General features: G+C 63.8%; 13 protein-coding genes. 9 read left to right on the top strand and 4 right to left on the bottom strand.

Annotated elements, in window-relative coordinates:
• Position 1 precedes the first annotated feature (1 nt).
• Genes CGZ66_RS12710 through CGZ66_RS12690 form a run of 5 tightly spaced genes read left to right on the top strand, consistent with a single transcriptional unit; the run spans position 2 to position 3,933 of the window.
• A complete protein-coding gene (locus CGZ66_RS12710; protein ID WP_095084501.1) occupies positions 2–949 on the top strand; it encodes a FliM/FliN family flagellar motor switch protein in 948 nt (315 codons plus the stop codon).
• A 17-nt stretch (positions 950–966) separates the two neighbouring features.
• On the top strand, positions 967–1,353 hold the full coding sequence (gene fliN / locus CGZ66_RS12705) for a flagellar motor switch protein FliN (protein ID WP_095084500.1): 387 nt from the start codon (positions 967–969) through the stop codon (positions 1,351–1,353).
• 43 nt (positions 1,354–1,396) lie between these two features.
• On the top strand, positions 1,397–2,407 hold the full coding sequence (locus CGZ66_RS12700) for a flagellar motor switch protein FliG (RefSeq protein ID WP_095084499.1): 1,011 nt from the start codon (positions 1,397–1,399) through the stop codon (positions 2,405–2,407).
• A 9-nt stretch (positions 2,408–2,416) separates the two neighbouring features.
• Positions 2,417–3,499, top strand: coding sequence for a flagellar biosynthesis protein FlhB (gene flhB, locus CGZ66_RS12695; RefSeq protein WP_095084498.1), 1,083 nt, complete (start codon positions 2,417–2,419; stop codon positions 3,497–3,499).
• A complete protein-coding gene (locus CGZ66_RS12690; RefSeq protein WP_095084497.1) occupies positions 3,496–3,933 on the top strand; it encodes a hypothetical protein in 438 nt (145 codons plus the stop codon). Before flhB ends, CGZ66_RS12690 begins: the two co-directional genes overlap by 4 nt.
• A gap of 147 nt (positions 3,934–4,080) precedes the next feature.
• Here CGZ66_RS12690 and CGZ66_RS12685 read toward each other — a convergent pair whose 3' ends face one another.
• Positions 4,081–4,851, bottom strand: coding sequence for a helix-turn-helix transcriptional regulator (locus CGZ66_RS12685; RefSeq protein ID WP_095084496.1), 771 nt, complete (start codon positions 4,849–4,851; stop codon positions 4,081–4,083).
• The gene (locus tag CGZ66_RS12680; protein ID WP_095084495.1) at positions 4,848–5,558 is read right to left on the bottom strand and encodes a helix-turn-helix transcriptional regulator; all 711 of its coding nucleotides are present in this window, start codon (positions 5,556–5,558) and stop codon (positions 4,848–4,850) included. Before CGZ66_RS12680 ends, CGZ66_RS12685 begins: the two co-directional genes overlap by 4 nt.
• A gap of 505 nt (positions 5,559–6,063) precedes the next feature.
• Between CGZ66_RS12680 and CGZ66_RS12675 the strand changes: the two genes are divergently transcribed.
• Entirely contained in the window at positions 6,064–8,973 is a 2,910-nt protein-coding gene (locus tag CGZ66_RS12675; protein WP_167392095.1) for a M16 family metallopeptidase, read from the top strand.
• A gap of 63 nt (positions 8,974–9,036) precedes the next feature.
• The gene (locus CGZ66_RS12670) at positions 9,037–10,230 is read left to right on the top strand and encodes a TMEM43 family protein (RefSeq protein WP_095084493.1); all 1,194 of its coding nucleotides are present in this window, start codon (positions 9,037–9,039) and stop codon (positions 10,228–10,230) included.
• Positions 10,231–10,322: 92 nt separating this feature from the next.
• On the opposite strand, the gene CGZ66_RS12665 is transcribed toward CGZ66_RS12670, so the two are convergent.
• Together CGZ66_RS12665 and CGZ66_RS12660 are read right to left on the bottom strand one after the other, a co-directional pair.
• Positions 10,323–11,354, bottom strand: a complete 1,032-nt coding sequence (locus CGZ66_RS12665; RefSeq protein ID WP_095084492.1) for a histone deacetylase family protein — start codon at positions 11,352–11,354, stop codon at positions 10,323–10,325.
• Positions 11,355–11,377: 23 nt separating this feature from the next.
• On the bottom strand, positions 11,378–12,031 hold the full coding sequence (locus tag CGZ66_RS12660) for a TetR/AcrR family transcriptional regulator (RefSeq protein WP_095084491.1): 654 nt from the start codon (positions 12,029–12,031) through the stop codon (positions 11,378–11,380).
• A 257-nt stretch (positions 12,032–12,288) separates the two neighbouring features.
• Between CGZ66_RS12660 and CGZ66_RS12655 the strand changes: the two genes are divergently transcribed.
• Entirely contained in the window at positions 12,289–13,968 is a 1,680-nt protein-coding gene (locus tag CGZ66_RS12655) for an amidohydrolase (RefSeq protein WP_095084490.1), read from the top strand.
• A 139-nt stretch (positions 13,969–14,107) separates the two neighbouring features.
• Positions 14,108–15,208 (top strand): ABC transporter ATP-binding protein, encoded by a 1,101-nt coding sequence (locus tag CGZ66_RS12650; protein WP_095084489.1) that lies wholly within the window; start codon positions 14,108–14,110, stop codon positions 15,206–15,208.

Genomic DNA, 15,208 nt, shown 5'->3' with positions numbered 1-15,208 from the left:
CATGACAAGCCCGGGAAGCCCCTCGGAAGCCCGCTCGCTGATCATCGAGCGCCTGGTTGGCGACAGCGGCGAGGCCGCCCAGGTCATCGGCACCGGCCGGGGCATGGCCGAGCGCGCCGCGCCGCTGCTGCAGAAGAGCCTGACCAGTGAGCTTGGCGTTCCGGTCACCGTCGATCTCCGGGCCGTCGAGATCAGCCGCGTCGCGGAGGCGCGCTCGCATGCCGGCGATACGTTTGCCATGACCATCGTCGCATCAGCCACGTCGTCCGATGCCATGACCGTGGTGATCGATGCGCCGGCGATCGCGATCACGGTCTGCACACTGTTCGGCGGCGACCCGGAGATGCCGGCATCGCCTATCGAGCGCGATCTGTCGCAGATCGAGATCGATGTCTCGACCATGGTGTTCCAGCAGGTCGCACAGGCCCTGAACGGATCTGGACGGCGCTCGCTCGATCTGCGCCTGCCCGTGTCGCGGGCGACGTCGGGCACCGAAGCCAAACGGCACGTGCTGCGCGACGGCGCTGCAGTCCGCATCGTCTTTGGCATCTCGACGCCGGCCGATAGCGGCACCGTCACGGTGACGATGCCGCAGCGTATCGTGCTGGCCAGCCGCGACAGCGCCGCCGGTGTCAGCCAGGACGATCACAGCGCCAGCTGGCGCGCGCGCTTTTCGGAAGAAGTGATGCGATCCACGGTGGCACTAGAGGCCACCATGCCGCTTGCACGACTGACACTCGGCGACCTTGCCGATTTCGAAATCGGCCAGGTCATCGAATTCGAGGAAACGGCACAGTCGCAGGCGCGTCTCAGCGCGCGCGGCAAGACCCTGTTCGTATGCGAGTTCGGCAAACTGGGTCAGAATTACACCGTCCGAATCAGGCATCCCTACGATGCCGGGCAGGATTTTATCGACGGGCTGATGCCGGCTGCCGCCGGACGCGCCTGAGCATTTGGAGACGATTCATGGCCCAGACCAAGGCGGAAGCCGACCTCGACCAGCCCGACGAGCAGCTCGACCGCGCCATCGAAGAATTGCGCGGGGTCCTGCATGAAGAGGAGCAGCGCCCGGATGCGGCGTTCCGGGCCGCTTCCGGTGCCAATTCGAGCGTCATCATGAACATCCCCGTCGATGTCCAGATCATCCTCGGCAGCACCGAGATGCCGGTCTCCGACCTGATGGGGCTGCAGAAGGGGTCGACGGTGGCGCTCAACAGGCGCATCGGCGAACCTGTCGACGTCGTGGTCAACGGCCGCAAGATCGCACGCGGCGAGATCACCGTGCTGGAAAGCGATCCGTCGCGCTTCGGCATCAGGCTGACCGAAATCATCGCCGGCACGAAGGGCGCCTAGACATGGATTGCGGGGCTTGCCGGTGGCAGCGGAGGCGAGAGGCATGACGACGCTGGTGACCTTGACCCGCGCGCAGAAGGCGGCCGCCATACTGGTGGCGATGGGCAAGCCGTCGGCCAGCCGTCTCTTGAAATTCTTCAAGCAGGAAGAATTGAAGGCGCTGATCGAGGGCGCCCGGCTGCTGCGGACCATTCCGCAAAGCGATCTCGAGCGGATCGTCGCCGAGTTCGAAGCCGAGTTCACCGAAGGGGCGGGACTGCTCGATTCGGCCGACAGGATGGACACCATCCTCAATGAATCGCTCTCGCCCGAAGAGATGAGCGCGATCATGGGCGATAAGAAATTCGAGGTCGCGCCTGAAGCCCCGCTGCCGATCTGGCCCGAGCTCGAAAAGCTCGAACCGGCGCGGCTTGGCGCCTTCTTGGCCGGCGAACATCCGCAGACCGCGGCTATGGTGCTGTCGAAGCTGGCGCCGCAAGCGGCGGCGAGCGTGCTCCTGACGCTAACCAAGCCGACACGCGGCGAAATCATCAAGCGCATGGTGACGATGGCCAATGTTCCGGACGCCGCCACAAGGATCGTCGAAAACCGGCTGCGCAGCAGTGTGTTGACGGAAACTTCGACCAAGGACACGTCGGCCGGGCAGGCGCGCGTCGCCAGCGTTCTCAACGAGCTGGACAAGCCGCTGCTCGAGGAGGTCATGCAGGACCTGGAAGCCGCCGGCACGCCCGATCTCGACGGTGTCCGCGCTCGCCTGTTCGCCTTCGACGATTTGCCGCTGCTGACCCAGAAAGCGCGGGTGCTGCTGTTCGACGGGCTGTCGACCGAACTGGTCACGCTGGCCTTGCGCGGCACTTCGGCCGCGCTTGCCGAGGCGGCGCTGTCGGCGATCGGCGCGCGGTCGCGGCGCATGATCGAAGCCGAGCTCGGACAAGGGTCGGAGGGCGTCGCCCTTGCCGACATCATGGCAGCGCGCAAGTCGATCGTGTCGACGACGATCCGGCTGTCGCGCGAAGGCGCCTTCGAACTTCCCTCGACCCAGAACGCCGCCTAAGACCGCGACATGGCTGACGCGGTCGACAAGGATTCGAAAACCGAAGAGGCGACGGAAAAGAAGATCCGCGACACCATCGAACAGGGCAAGCTGCCCCATTCGCGGGAAACGGCGCTGCTGGCATCCTTCGTCGCCATACTGGTATTCACCGTCTTCTACGCCAAGGACGCCATCATCGATCTCGGCATGTTTCTGTCGATGTTCCTGGAGAAGCCGGAAGCCTGGCCGATGGACACCGAGACCGACGTCATCGCGCTCTACAAGATCGTCCTCCTGGAGGTGGGCCGCGCCATCGTCAGCCTGCTGGTGCTGTTGAGCGTTGCCGGTGTCGGCGCCTCGGTGTTCCAGAACATGCCGCAATTCGTCGGCGAGCGGATCCGGCCGCAACTCTCGCGCATCTCGATTGCCAAGGGCTGGAACAGGCTGTTCGGCATTCAGGGTTGGGTCGAGTTCCTGAAGTCTCTCGGCAAGGTCGGTTTCGCCATCGTCGTGCTGAGCTTCACGCTGTCGGAAGACCACCGCAAACTGCTCGCCGGCATGATCACCAACCCGGTCGCCTTCGGCCTCGTCATCCGTGGCATCGCCGTCGACATCCTGGTGGCGATCGTCTTCGTCATGGGGCTGATCGCGGCGGTCGACATCGTCTGGTCGCGCTTCCACTGGAAGCAGGACCTGCGCATGAGCAAGCAGGAGGTCAAGGACGAGTTCAAGCAGTCCGAAGGTGACCCGATCGTCAAGTCGCGGCTGCGCTCGCTGGCGCGCGACCGGGCGCGCAAACGGATGATGACGGCGGTGCCGCGCGCGACGCTGATCATCGCCAACCCGACCCACTTCTCGATTGCGCTGAAATATGTGCGCGACGAGGATTCGGCGCCGATCGTGCTGGCCAAGGGACAGGACCTGGTGGCGCTGAAAATCCGCGAGATCGCGCGGGAACACAACATCCCGATCTTCGAGGACGTGGCGCTCGCCCGCTCCATGTACAAGCAAGTTTCGGTCGATAATGTGATCCCGTCGCAATTCTATCAGGCCGTCGCCGAACTGGTGCGGGTCGTCTACTCGAAAAAGGCTGAGCGCAGACAGATTTCATGAACCGGCAACCGCACGCAAACTCCCGCGAGATCATCGTCGCCAGCGCCATCGAGCAAGTGGTGGGGGAACTCCGGCTGATCGATGTCGCCGACTACATCGCCTTCATCCGGCTGGAGCATTTCGTGTGCCTGTCGGATCTGGTCGATTCGGCGGTGGAGCTGTTTTTCATGCCGGGTACGCTGCGGCTCGGCCATGGCGGCGAGGCGCATGTCGACTGGAGCGGCAGCCCGCGCATCGTGCTCGATCTGGAGCTGAGGCCGCCGGGTGTCACCGTCTATTTCCAGCTGACGCTGAGCGAGCACGGTGCTTCCGTGGTGGTCAACTATGTCTCGTTCGAGAAGCCGGGCGAAGACCCTGAGCACAACACGGCCCTGCTCGAGGCGGTGATCGAACAGGCGCGCATCCGCAGGGTCGAGCCGCTGGCCTTTCGCTGAACATCGGCCGCTTCCGAGCCTTAGAGCGCGTCTCGTTGAAACGGGCTCATGCGAGGCGCTTTAAGCCTTTGCTTCCATGCATGTCGTTTGCCCAAAACCGGGCCATTCTTAAGCGACATGCATTAGCCGCAAGATCCTCGAATTGCCCTATTCGATGAGTCCCAGCCGCAACGCCTTGGCCACCGCCTGGTTGCGATTGACCGCGTTGAGCTTCTGGGTGGATTGCGTCAGGTACTGGTTGGCGGTGTGCACCGAAAGCTTCAGCAGCCGTGCGATCTCCTCGCTGGTGTTGCCATTGGCGGTCAGCTTCAGGCATTCGAGCTCGCGCTTGGAGATCGCGCGCATGCGGCCGGTATCGCTTGGGCGCATGAGGGCGACAGCGGCAAACAGCGAAAAGCAGCGGGCATGAATCTCGTAGAGCGCATCCTGGGGCAGGACGATCTCGGACCCCAGGAAGACGACAAGGCCGCATTGCCCACGCTCGGCATGGACGGGGAAGGCGATGCCGCTGGTGCCAGGCGCCAGCGGTGCCATCTGCTCGGTCCAGGCGAGATTGCCGAACGTCTCCGCCATGGCGGCGATGCCGTCGTCGGTCCACCAGCGCGGTTCCGTTGAGTTGCGGGTGTGGCGCACGATCTCCTCGCCATTGGCGCCTGAAATGAACTTGGTCGCCACCGCAACGCCGGGATAGTCGGAATCGAGGCAAGGCACGAGCCGTGCTCGTTCGGCCGACGGGCTGACGAAGAACAGGCCGAAGGCCGAGGCGTTGATGTCGACAGCGATCCAGCGGCAGCGGCGCACGGCGTCTGGAATGGTGACGGCGTGATGGGTCTCGGAGCCGAGCGTGAAGGCGCCGAACGGGTTGCGCTGCTCGTTGAAAAGGGCTTCGGCAGCCTCCTTGATATCGGCCTGTTTCAAATGATGCCGCTCCTGATCGCCGTGGCGATGGCCATCGCGCGGTTGCTGGCCGCGAATTTCTGGATGGCGTGGGTGATGTAGCTGTTGACGGTGTTGGAGGAGACGCCAAGGATGACGGCGACCTCGTCGGTGGTCTTGCCTTCGGAGACCCAGAACAGGCATTCGCGCTCGCGGTCCGACAGCGGATCCTGCATGGCGGCGGCGGCAATCAGCTGCGGGATGTGCGAGAGCGCGTAGCAGCATTTCAGCTGCGCCTTCATCAGCGCCGGCTGGTCGATGCTACCGGCAGTCGCTGCCGAGAACAGAGCGAACAGGCGCTGCCGGCCGACATTCAGCTTGAGCGAATAGACCTCGGCGTGACCGAGCACATCGAGAAGGCGGGCCTCCTCGCCCGTGATCAACCCGTCCGTCTCGGGCGCCTGCGACGCCACCAGCGGTCTCGGGCGGATGCCGGGCGCAACGGTGAGCGCGCCTTGTGCAAGCCCGGCGATCAGCCGCTTGCCGATCAGTTCGATGGCGTCGAAAATCCAGTTGGACGAAACGATGCGAGCATCGTTGCGGTCCTGGTCGTGGACAATGGCAACCAGCATGTAGCTGTCGGCGCCGATCTCGGCGGTCAGCTGCATGAAAAAGCTTGTGAGATCACCGCGCGACGTCAGGCGCGAGCCCAATGTATCGGATTGAAGAAGCGCGGCGGGACTGCTCATTCTTGTTGCTTTTGGCCGGAATCGTTTCTGCTGTCCGGATGCTGGGTGCCAGCCGCCGAACCTGAATACGCATTACTTTGACGAAGACACACGCTTGGCGCAGGGCTGCGCCAACCAGATCCGAATCCATTCAGGGAACGCGAAGCCGTCCGCGTCTGGTGCCGGAAAACTCCGGAGCAAGAGACTTTGGGTGGTTGCCGCGCCCCCCAAGGACCGGCTGATTCGGGTCTAATCTACCCGCAGTTGAATCTGACATCAAACGCGATTTGACAAAATCGAATCCGATGGACTCGCATGCGACTCAGAGGCGGACTCCCAAGCCCTTTCACCACCCTGGGTCACAGAAACGCCGACACGAAAAAGCCAGACGTTGTTGTTAAGTTGGCATATCGAGGGCCGATCGATTCCGATAGGTTTCCGCTGACCAGCAGGGATGGGCGTCCCTTCGGTCGGGCTGGGCGAGATGGGCAGCGCTTGTTCGCGGCCATCGGCATGGGGGGTGATCATGAAGCGGGTTTTCCTGGCGTTCACGGTGATGCTTGCGATCTTGATCGGTGCGTGGGCGGTAGCCCCCGCACAGGCCGAGCCTGTTGTCACCTATGCGCTCGACAACGGGCTGCAGGTGGTGCTGGTGCCTGACCATCGGGCGCCGAAGGTGGTGATGAACCTGCGTTACCGCGTCGGTTCGATGAATGAACCCGCCGGCCGCTCAGGTTTCGCGCATCTGTTCGAGCACCTGATGTTTTCCGGCACGCCGGCCTGGCCGAACGTGTTCGGCGCCCATGCCGCGCTCGGCAACGAAATCAATGCCTGGACCACCGAGGATGGCACCGTTTTCTATGTCGACGGGCTGTCGTCGTCGCTGCCGATGATCCTGTCGCTGGAAGCCGACCGCATGGCCAATCTCGGCCGCTCGGTAACGCAGGCCAAGCTCGACCTGCAGCGCTCGGTGGTCAAGAACGAGATGCGCCAGAACGTGCTGGACAAGGCCGGCGCATCCGGCTGGGAGGCCTTCTGGTCAGGGCTGTTCCCGAAACCGCATCCCTACAGCCGCATGGTCATCGGCTCGGTAGCCGACCTCGATGCGGCGACACTGGACGACGTGCGCGGTTTCTTCAACACCTATTATTTGCCCAACAATGCGGTGCTGGTGCTGGTAGGCGACCTCAAGGTCGATGACACCAAGGCGCTGATTGCCGACACGTTCGGCCGGGTGCCGCGCGGTGCCGATGTGGCGCGGCCAGCAGTGCCCGAGCCGACGCAGGCGCGACTGAAACTGGTGCTCGAGGACCGTGTGCCGAGCCCCGTCGTCGTGGTCGGCTTCAGCGGCCCGGCGGCGCAATCGCCAGACAATGGCGCGCTCAGCATCGCCGCCGAACTGCTCGGCAATGGCGAATACGGTTTCCTGCGCAATCGCCTCGTCTCGGAACAAGGCGTCGCCACCTATGCCAGTGCAAGCTGGACGGGCGGTTTGCTTGGCGGCCGCTTCACCTTCGAGGCCGGCGCGGCGGCAGGCGTGACGCCCGGAGCGCTCGAAAGCGCGATGAAAGCTGCTTTCGCGGATTTCCAGAAGATGCCGCTTGATGCGGCCGATGTCGAACGCGCGCGCAACGGGATATTGCTGGCCACGCGGCTCGGCAGCGAAGCGCTGAAGGATCGCGCCGGCACGGTTTCCTACAACGCCGACATTCTCGGCGACGCGCAAAGCGCGCTGGTCGACGATCCGCGCGTCAAGAACGCCAGCGTCGCTGATGTCGAAGCAACGATGAAGCGGCTGCTGAGGCCGGAAGATGCAAGCGTGCTGGTGTTGAAGCCGGGTCCGCGCGGCGGCTACCCCGACGCGCTGATCGGATCGTCCGGCACGCCGCAGCCGTTCACGGCGCCGGAGCGGGCAGCGATCGATATTCCGAAGCACCAGGCTGGCGAGGCGCCTTCGGCGGTGTTGCCCGCCATGGAAACGGCGACGCTGTCGAACGGCATCAAGCTCGTCCACTACACCATGCCGGAAGCGCCGATGGTCTATGTGGCGGCCAGCGCCGACGGCGGCTGGAACAGTGTGCCGGAAGGCAAGGAAGGGCTGCTCGAGCTTGCCGCAAGCATGGCAACGCGTGGCGCCGGCGAGCGCGGCTCGGCCGACTTCGCCAAGGCGACCAGCGATATCGGTGCCAGCGTCGGCTACCAGGCCGGATACCTGACCACCGCGATGACGCTCGGCGTGCCGCCGGAAAAACTGGACCAAGGTGTCGGTCTGCTTGCCGATGCGGTGCTGAAGCCGCGTTTCGACAAAGCCGACTGGAGCGTGCTGATGGCGCAGACCGTCGACTGGCTCAATGGCCGCGAGGCGGACCTGCCGGGCGTTGCCGGCCGCGCGGCCAAGGCGGCGCTTATTCCACAGGTGCCTGACAAGGCTGCGATCGACTGGTCGGCCAAGGCGCTGGCCTCGATCTCGCTCGACGATGCCAGGGCCGCCTTCAAGACGGAGTTCACGCCGAAGGCAGTGACGTTCTACAGCGTCGGTCCGATGCCGGTCGCGACGGTGGCGGCAAGCCTCGAAAAGGCGTTCGGCACGTGGGCGGATAACGCCGCCGGCTATGCGGTCGAGCCATCGCCTGGGGCGCATTTCAATGGCGGCCAGAAAGTGCTGCTGGTGCCCGAGCCCGGCGCCAGCCAGTCGGCGCTGTTCGTGGCGCGGCCGGCGCCCGGCACCGACGAGGGCGAGCGCGCGGAATCGACCGCGGTCGCCAATCTGCTCGGCGACGATTTCTCCAGCCGACTGAACTCGGTGATCCGCGAGGAGAAGGGCTATTCCTATGGCGTGTCGAGCTATCTCTTGAGCCCGATGAAAGTCGGGTCCGGGCTGGTGGTGGCAACCACCGTCGAGCGGGCCAACACCGGTCCGGCGATCACCGAGATCCTGAAAGGCTTTGCCGGCCTGACCACCTTGCCGGTGGCGCAGGACGAGGTCGACCGCACGGTCACGGTCTATCGCCGGGCGCTGGCCGGATCGGCGGAGACTTCGGCCGGCCTGTTCGGTTCGCTGATCGGTGCCGTCGGCTCCGGTTCGACGCTGGAGGACCAGCAGAGCCGGATGACGGCGCGCACCCAACTGATGCTCGGTGCGGTGCAGAAGCAGGCGCTGGCACTGTCTTCGCTCGATCCGTCGCTGATCGTGGTGGCAGGCGACCCGGATGTGGTGATGCCGCAGCTTGCCGCGATCGGCGTTAGGAATGTCGAGATCGTCAAGCGCGACGCGGAAGGCGAGCAGACGGCGATGCGGGCGCTTGACCTTTTCGGCGGCAAGCAGCAAGCGCCGCTGTCCGCCTCGCCATGGCGGGTCGGCGACGGTGGCACGACGCGGGCAGTGCATTCCTGTGCTTCGGCCAAGGATTGCGGTGCGCAAATCCACGCCGATTGATCGGTTCAATGCGCGGCCGTCGGCCGCGCGCAAATCTTGGCACTGTTGGTTTCGGGGGAAACGATGAGCGATTCATTTCGGGAAGTTACATCCGTCTCGTGGTTCGGGCGGATCAAGCGCGCGGTCGGTGGTGTCATTTTCGGCCTGCTTTTGATCGTGCTGATGGTGATCGGCCTGTTCTGGAACGAGGGCCGCGCGGTGCAGACGGCACGCTCGCTCGCCGAAGGGGCTGGCGCCGTGGTCTCTATCAGCGCCGACAGTGTCGATGCCGCCAATGACGGCAGGCTGGTGCATGTCAGCGGGCCGGTGACGGCGGACAGCGGCCTGTCCGATCCGGATTTCGGTATCGCGGCGCAAGGGCTGCGCCTGTCGCGCGACGTCGAGATGTACCAGTGGAAGGAAGAGTCCAAATCCGAGACCACCAAGAAACTTGGCGGCGGCGAAGAGACGGTCACCACCTACAGCTATTCGAAGGTGTGGGACGACAGCCAGATCGACTCGTCGGATTTCAAGAAGCCGGACGGCCACCAGAATCCGCCGATGGCAATCCACAGCCGTACCTTCCAGATTCCGGAAGGCAAGCTCAGTGCTTTCACGCTCGATCAGCCGGTGCTCGATCGTATCGAGGGTGACAAGGACTATTCGCTGTCGGCCAGTCAGTCAGCCGCGATCAAGGCCGCCTATACCGGCGCCAGGCCGCTCAACATCGTCGACGGCAAGATCTATCTCGGCGTCGACACGACGACGCCGGCGCTGGGCGACTACCGCATCGGCTACGAACTGGCGCCACTCGGCGTGGTCAGCATCGTGGCACGTCAGGCCGGCAGCCGGTTCGAACCCTACCAGACGGTGGCCGGCGACGAATTGCTGATGGTCGACACCGGCACTGTCCCAGCCAACAAGATGTTTGCCGAAGCGGTCAGCGCAAACACGCTGATCACCTGGCTGCTGCGCGCTGCCGGCCTGCTGTTGCTGACCATCGGCTTTGCCCTGTTCCTCAGCCCGATCGGGGTGATCCTCGACGTCATTCCGTTCCTTGGCAGCATGGCGCGGATGGGCACCGGCATCATCGCCTTCTTCCTGGCGATCCTGGTCGGCACGACGACGATCGCCATCGCCTGGTTCTGGTATCGGCCGGTGCTGGCGGCGGGCATCCTGGCCGCCGGCGCCATCGCGGCGGCGGCGGTCTATCATTTCGGCCGCTCACGCAAGGCAGCCGCACCGGCGGTCGTGCCGAGCACCGGCGCCGCAACTTGATCGCGAGAACCGGAAAGCAACGTCGCCCGGTCCCTGGTTTTGCTTCTGCCGTCGGTGCCCCAAAATCGCTCACGCCTTTGGGGCGACGGCATTTACCTGCCCTCGAAACCGGTCAGCACGCCGACGGCGTTGACGCCGATCTCCTCGACGGCATAGCCGCCTTCCATGACGAACAGCGTCGGCAGGCCGAGCCTGGCGATGCGGCGGCCGATCTTGGGATAGTCCGATGTCTTCAGCTTGAACTGGCTGATCGGGTCCTTCTCGAAAGTGTCGACGCCGAGCGAGACGACGACGACGTCCGGCGCGTAAGCGGCAAGCCTGGCGCAGGCATCTTCAAGCGAGGCATTCCAGGCGTCCCAGTCAGTGCCGAACGGCATCGGATAGTTGATGTTGAAGCCTTCACCGGCGCCCGAACCACGTTCATCGGCATGGCCGAGGAAAAAGGGATATTCGACCATCGGATCGCCGTGCAGATTGAGGACCTGCACGTCGGCGCGGTCATAGAAGATCTCCTGCGTGCCGTTGCCATGGTGGTAGTCGACATCGAGGATGGACACACGGCTGGCGCCCTGGTCGAGGAACCATTGCGCGGCGACAGCGGCGTTGTTGATGAAGCAATAGCCGCCCATGAATCCGGCCCCCGCATGATGGCCGGGCGGGCGGCAGAGCGCGAAGGCGGATGCCTCGCCGCCCTTGACCAGGCCGGCGGCGGTCAGCGCCACGTCGTAGGACGACTTGATCGCGGCCCATGTGCCTTCGACGAAGGTAGCCCCGGCATCGAAGGAATAGTAACCGAGCAGGGCGTCGATACGCTTAGGCGGCACGTCGCCGCGCAGGCCGCGGGTCGGCCATGTGAAGGGCATCGCCGAGCCCTTGAAACCGGCTTCCACCCATTGCGGCCAGACCGTCGGCAGGAAGTCGATGTAGTCGGCCTTGTGGATACGCCTGGCGGCCGCAAGATCGTGCTCGAGCGGAAGGACGATCGGACCCAGTTTCTCGCTTTCGACCCGCGCCTTGATGAATTCGGCCCGCGAGGGCATTTCGAAACCCGGCACGATCGCGGCAGTGACCAGTTCCATCTGGCCGGCATGGCCGGCATGAAGCGGCGAATAGACAGTCTTCATGAAATTCCTCTCGAAGTGCGAAATCAGTCAAGGTTGAGATAGGGGCTCACCAGAGCGAGCCACATGGTTTCCACATCGTCCTCGATGAGGTTGTATGTCCTGCGATCCCTCTTCAGTCCGACCAGCCGGCAGGCGTGCCCGACCTCCATCATCACAAGGCCGAGCCGTTTGGCGATCTTGTCTTCGAGAACAGGATTCACATGCCGCAGCCAGGCGGCGTAAAGCGCGATGATCTGCTCGTCATATTCGTCCTGGATAGGCCTGAGATCGGCATTGCCTGAAATGGCCTCGATCACCGGCATCAGGGTCGCGTTCTCGAGATAGATACTGGACGTGTCGATAAAGAGCTTGCGCACTTCGCGCCGGAATTCTTCGCGGTTGGTGGGCCGGGGGACCTTGATGCGCTTCTCGATCACTTCGGGAAAGGAGGACAGCCAGCGCCGGGCGAGGTCCAGAAGAATGGCTTCCTTGTTGGGGAAGTATTGGTAGACCGACCCGACCGACAGGCCTGCGCGCTGCGCAATGGCGAGCGTCGTCGGCGTCTTGGTTCCTTGCTCCCGCGTCAGGATCAGCGCCGCGTCGAGAATCCGGTCGACCACCTTGCTCGACCGTTGTTGGCGCGGCTGCTTGCGCGGTTCGAGCGCTATCCTGGTTTTGCGGTCGAGACTGCGCTTCACTGCCTGATGTCCCCGTTCCCCGCCCGGTCCCAACACACGGGGAGGGTGCTGTCCACAATACATTCCAAATTCCGCATGTTGACAAACGCGAATAAACAGTCGCATTCTTTATCCACGCTGTCTTCAGGGATAACAAGGGGAATTTCGAAGACAGCACGCTGGCATCGTTTTTTGTCCGTAGCGCCGCTCCAGTGGAATGGCCGCTCGTGGGCACAGGGTTGTCGGTCTCAGTCAGTCGTCAAAAGCGCGGAGTCGCGATGTCTGTCACGGGTGCGGGTCATAATGCTGATCTGATCGTCATCAACGGTCGCGTGCTGACCATGGACCATGACAATCCCGCCACAGAGGCTGTTGCCGTCAAGGACGGCGCCATCATCGCCATCGGCAGCCGCGCCTCCATCGAAGAGCTCAAGGGACCGGCCACCAAGGTCATCGACGCCAAGGGCGGTTCAGTGATCCCGGGCTTCATCGAAGCCCATATGCATCTGTTTTCAGGCGGGGCTGAACTTGCCCACCTTCAGCTCACTGGTATTCACGGGTTCGAGGCGCTGCAAAAGGCGATCCGCGACTATGCGCCAACCCGGCCGGATGCGAAAATGCTGGTCGGGCAGGGCGTCGACTACACGGTGCTCGGCAGCGAGCGGGTGACACGACACCATCTCGACGCCATTTTGCCCGATCGCCCCTTCTGCATGGCGGCGCCCGATCATCACACCATGTGGGCCAACACCAGGGCGCTGGAAATGGCCGGCATCCTGCATGGGCGCATGCTCGGCCCGGGCAACGAGATCGTCATGGGCGATGATGGCCTGGCCGGCGGCGAATTGCGCGAGGGCGAAGCCTTCGGTCCTGTGCTTGACCTTGCCGGCGAAAGCCGGGTGCGGCTGGGCCTGGCCACCGGCGGCGAGCCGGATCCGATGCCGACCGCGGCCGAGCGGGCCGCCGACCGCGATATCATGCGGCGCGGGCTTGCCTGGTGCGCGCGCCATGGCATCACCTCGATCCAGAACATGGACGGCAATCTCTATCAGCTTGAGCTGCTGGCCGAGATCGAAGCCGAGGAAGGGCTGCCCTGCCGCGTGCAGATACCGTTCCACTACAAGAATTTCATGACGCTCGACATGCTCGACAAGGCGTCCGACATGGCCGAGCGCTACAAAAGCGAGTGGTTGTCATCGGGCATGGTCAAGGTGTTCTACGACGGCGTGCTGGATTCCTGGACAGCGGTCATGGTCGAGCCCTATGCCGATCGTCCGGACTGGGTGGGCGAGCCACTGTTCACGCCGCAACAATTCAGCGACCTGGCTGTCGCCGTCGACAAACGCGGGCTGCAGATCGCCGTGCATTCGATCGGCGACGGCGCCGTGCGCGCGGTGCTCGACGGCTACGAAGCGGCGCAGAAGGCCAATGGCAAGCGCGACAGCCGCCACCGGATTGAGCACATCGAGGTCACCACCACCGCCGACGTTCCGCGTTTCGCCGAACTCGGCGTTATCGCCTCCATGCAGCCGCCGCACCCCCCTGGCGCCATGGATTTTCCGCTGGAGCCGACCATATCGCGCATCGGGCCGGCCCGCTGGCCGTTGAGCTATGCCTGGCGGACCTTGAAGGATGCCGGCGCGCGTGTGGTCTTTGCGTCGGACTGGCCGGTGTCGCCGATCGATCCGATCCTGGGCATCCAGGCGGCAGTGTTGCGCAAACGGTGGGCAGAAGGCGACCCGGACCAGAGTTTCTCGCTGCATGAATCCCTCGCCGGCTACACCGTCGAAGGCGCCTATGCCGAATTCGCCGAGCACCGCAAGGGCGTGCTGAAGTCCGGCTATATGGCGGATCTGGTGGTGCTCTCGGCCGATATCGAGGCGACCGCGCCGGAGGCGTTGCACAAGGTGCATCCGGTAACGACGATCTGTGGCGCCAAGATCACCTATCAGGCCTGACTGTGGCATGAGGCTTGCTAGCCAAACTACGAATTGAACTGTGATTCAGTGCCGGGCTTGCCAACATACCGGCCTTGTGTTCACATCGAACAGGGGAAAATTCCGCCAGCAAGAGCGGGGTCAACAGTGAGGCGTAATCGTGCCGGACAAACCGGATCGGAATGCGATTGAAGTTGTCAAAGTAAGCAAAATTTTCGGATCAGGAGAGGGGCAAGTCGCTGCCCTCGATACGGTCTCGGTATCCATCCGCGAAAACGAGTTCTTTACGCTGCTCGGCCCGTCGGGCTGCGGAAAGACGACGTTGCTGCGGCTGATTGCCGGCTTCGACTTTCCAACCGCCGGCGAAATTCTGCTCTACGGTCAGGACATCGCGCCGCTGCCGCCGTTCAAGCGGCCGGTCAACACCGTCTTCCAGTCCTATGCGCTGTTTCCGCACATGACGGTGGCCGAGAATATCGGCTTTGGCCTGGAGATGCTGGGCAAGCCGAAGGCTGAGATCAAGGCGCGCGTCGACGCGATGTTGAAGCTGGTCAAGATGGAAGCGCTCAGCGCGCGCCGCACCAGCCAGATCTCCGGCGGCCAGCAGCAGCGTGTGGCGCTGGCAAGGGCACTGGCTCCGCAGCCGAAAGTGCTGCTGCTCGATGAGCCGTTGTCGGCGCTCGACTACAAGCTGCGCAAGGAAATGCAGATCGAGCTGAAGCGGCTACAGCACGAGACCGGCATCACTTTCATCTTCGTCACCCATGACCAGGAGGAAGCGCTGACGATGTCGGACCGCATCGCGGTGATGTCGTCAGGCAAGATCCTGCAGGTCGGCTCGCCGCGCGACATCTACGACCGGCCGTCGGAACGCTTCGTCGCCGATTTCATCGGCGAGTCGAACTTCCTCAAGGCCGAGGTGGTTGGTGTCTCGGCAGGTCGCGCGACGGTAAAACTGTCGTCGGGCACGGAAATCCCGGCCTCGCTGCCGGAGGGCCTGGTTCCCAAGGGCAAGGTTACCATCGTCGTGCGCCCCGAACATGCGCAGTTGAGCGCCGCAAGCCCCAGTGCTTCGCTGTCGGGCACGGTCGAGAACATCGTCTATCTCGGTACCGACACGCATTTCCATCTGCGCCTCGCCGATGGTGAGCCCTTCATCGTGCGGCGCCAGAACAGCCGCGGCACCGGCGACGGTATCGTCCAGGGCGGCAAGGTCGGCATCGTGATTGGCGGCGACGCCGCCCAGGTCTTGAAGGACTGA

Source organism: Mesorhizobium sophorae, from assembly GCF_002270415.1.
GTDB classification, from domain to species: Bacteria; Pseudomonadota; Alphaproteobacteria; order Rhizobiales; family Rhizobiaceae; genus Mesorhizobium; species Mesorhizobium sophorae.
Note: the sequence above shows the minus strand (reverse complement) of the source record. Positions and strands in the feature narration are given on the sequence as shown.

Coding starts and splice junctions, on each gene's coding strand:
- CGZ66_RS12655 (WP_095084490.1), top strand. CDS start 12,289: ATGTCTGTCACGGGTGCGGGTCATAATGCTGATCTGATCGTCATCAAC.
- CGZ66_RS12710 (WP_095084501.1), top strand. CDS start 2: ATGACAAGCCCGGGAAGCCCCTCGGAAGCCCGCTCGCTGATCATCGAG.
- CGZ66_RS12690 (WP_095084497.1), top strand. CDS start 3,496: ATGAACCGGCAACCGCACGCAAACTCCCGCGAGATCATCGTCGCCAGC.
- CGZ66_RS12665 (WP_095084492.1), bottom strand. CDS start 11,354: ATGAAGACTGTCTATTCGCCGCTTCATGCCGGCCATGCCGGCCAGATG.
- flhB (WP_095084498.1), top strand. CDS start 2,417: ATGGCTGACGCGGTCGACAAGGATTCGAAAACCGAAGAGGCGACGGAA.
- CGZ66_RS12670 (WP_095084493.1), top strand. CDS start 9,037: ATGAGCGATTCATTTCGGGAAGTTACATCCGTCTCGTGGTTCGGGCGG.
- CGZ66_RS12700 (WP_095084499.1), top strand. CDS start 1,397: ATGACGACGCTGGTGACCTTGACCCGCGCGCAGAAGGCGGCCGCCATA.
- CGZ66_RS12675 (WP_167392095.1), top strand. CDS start 6,064: ATGAAGCGGGTTTTCCTGGCGTTCACGGTGATGCTTGCGATCTTGATC.
- fliN (WP_095084500.1), top strand. CDS start 967: ATGGCCCAGACCAAGGCGGAAGCCGACCTCGACCAGCCCGACGAGCAG.
- CGZ66_RS12680 (WP_095084495.1), bottom strand. CDS start 5,558: ATGAGCAGTCCCGCCGCGCTTCTTCAATCCGATACATTGGGCTCGCGC.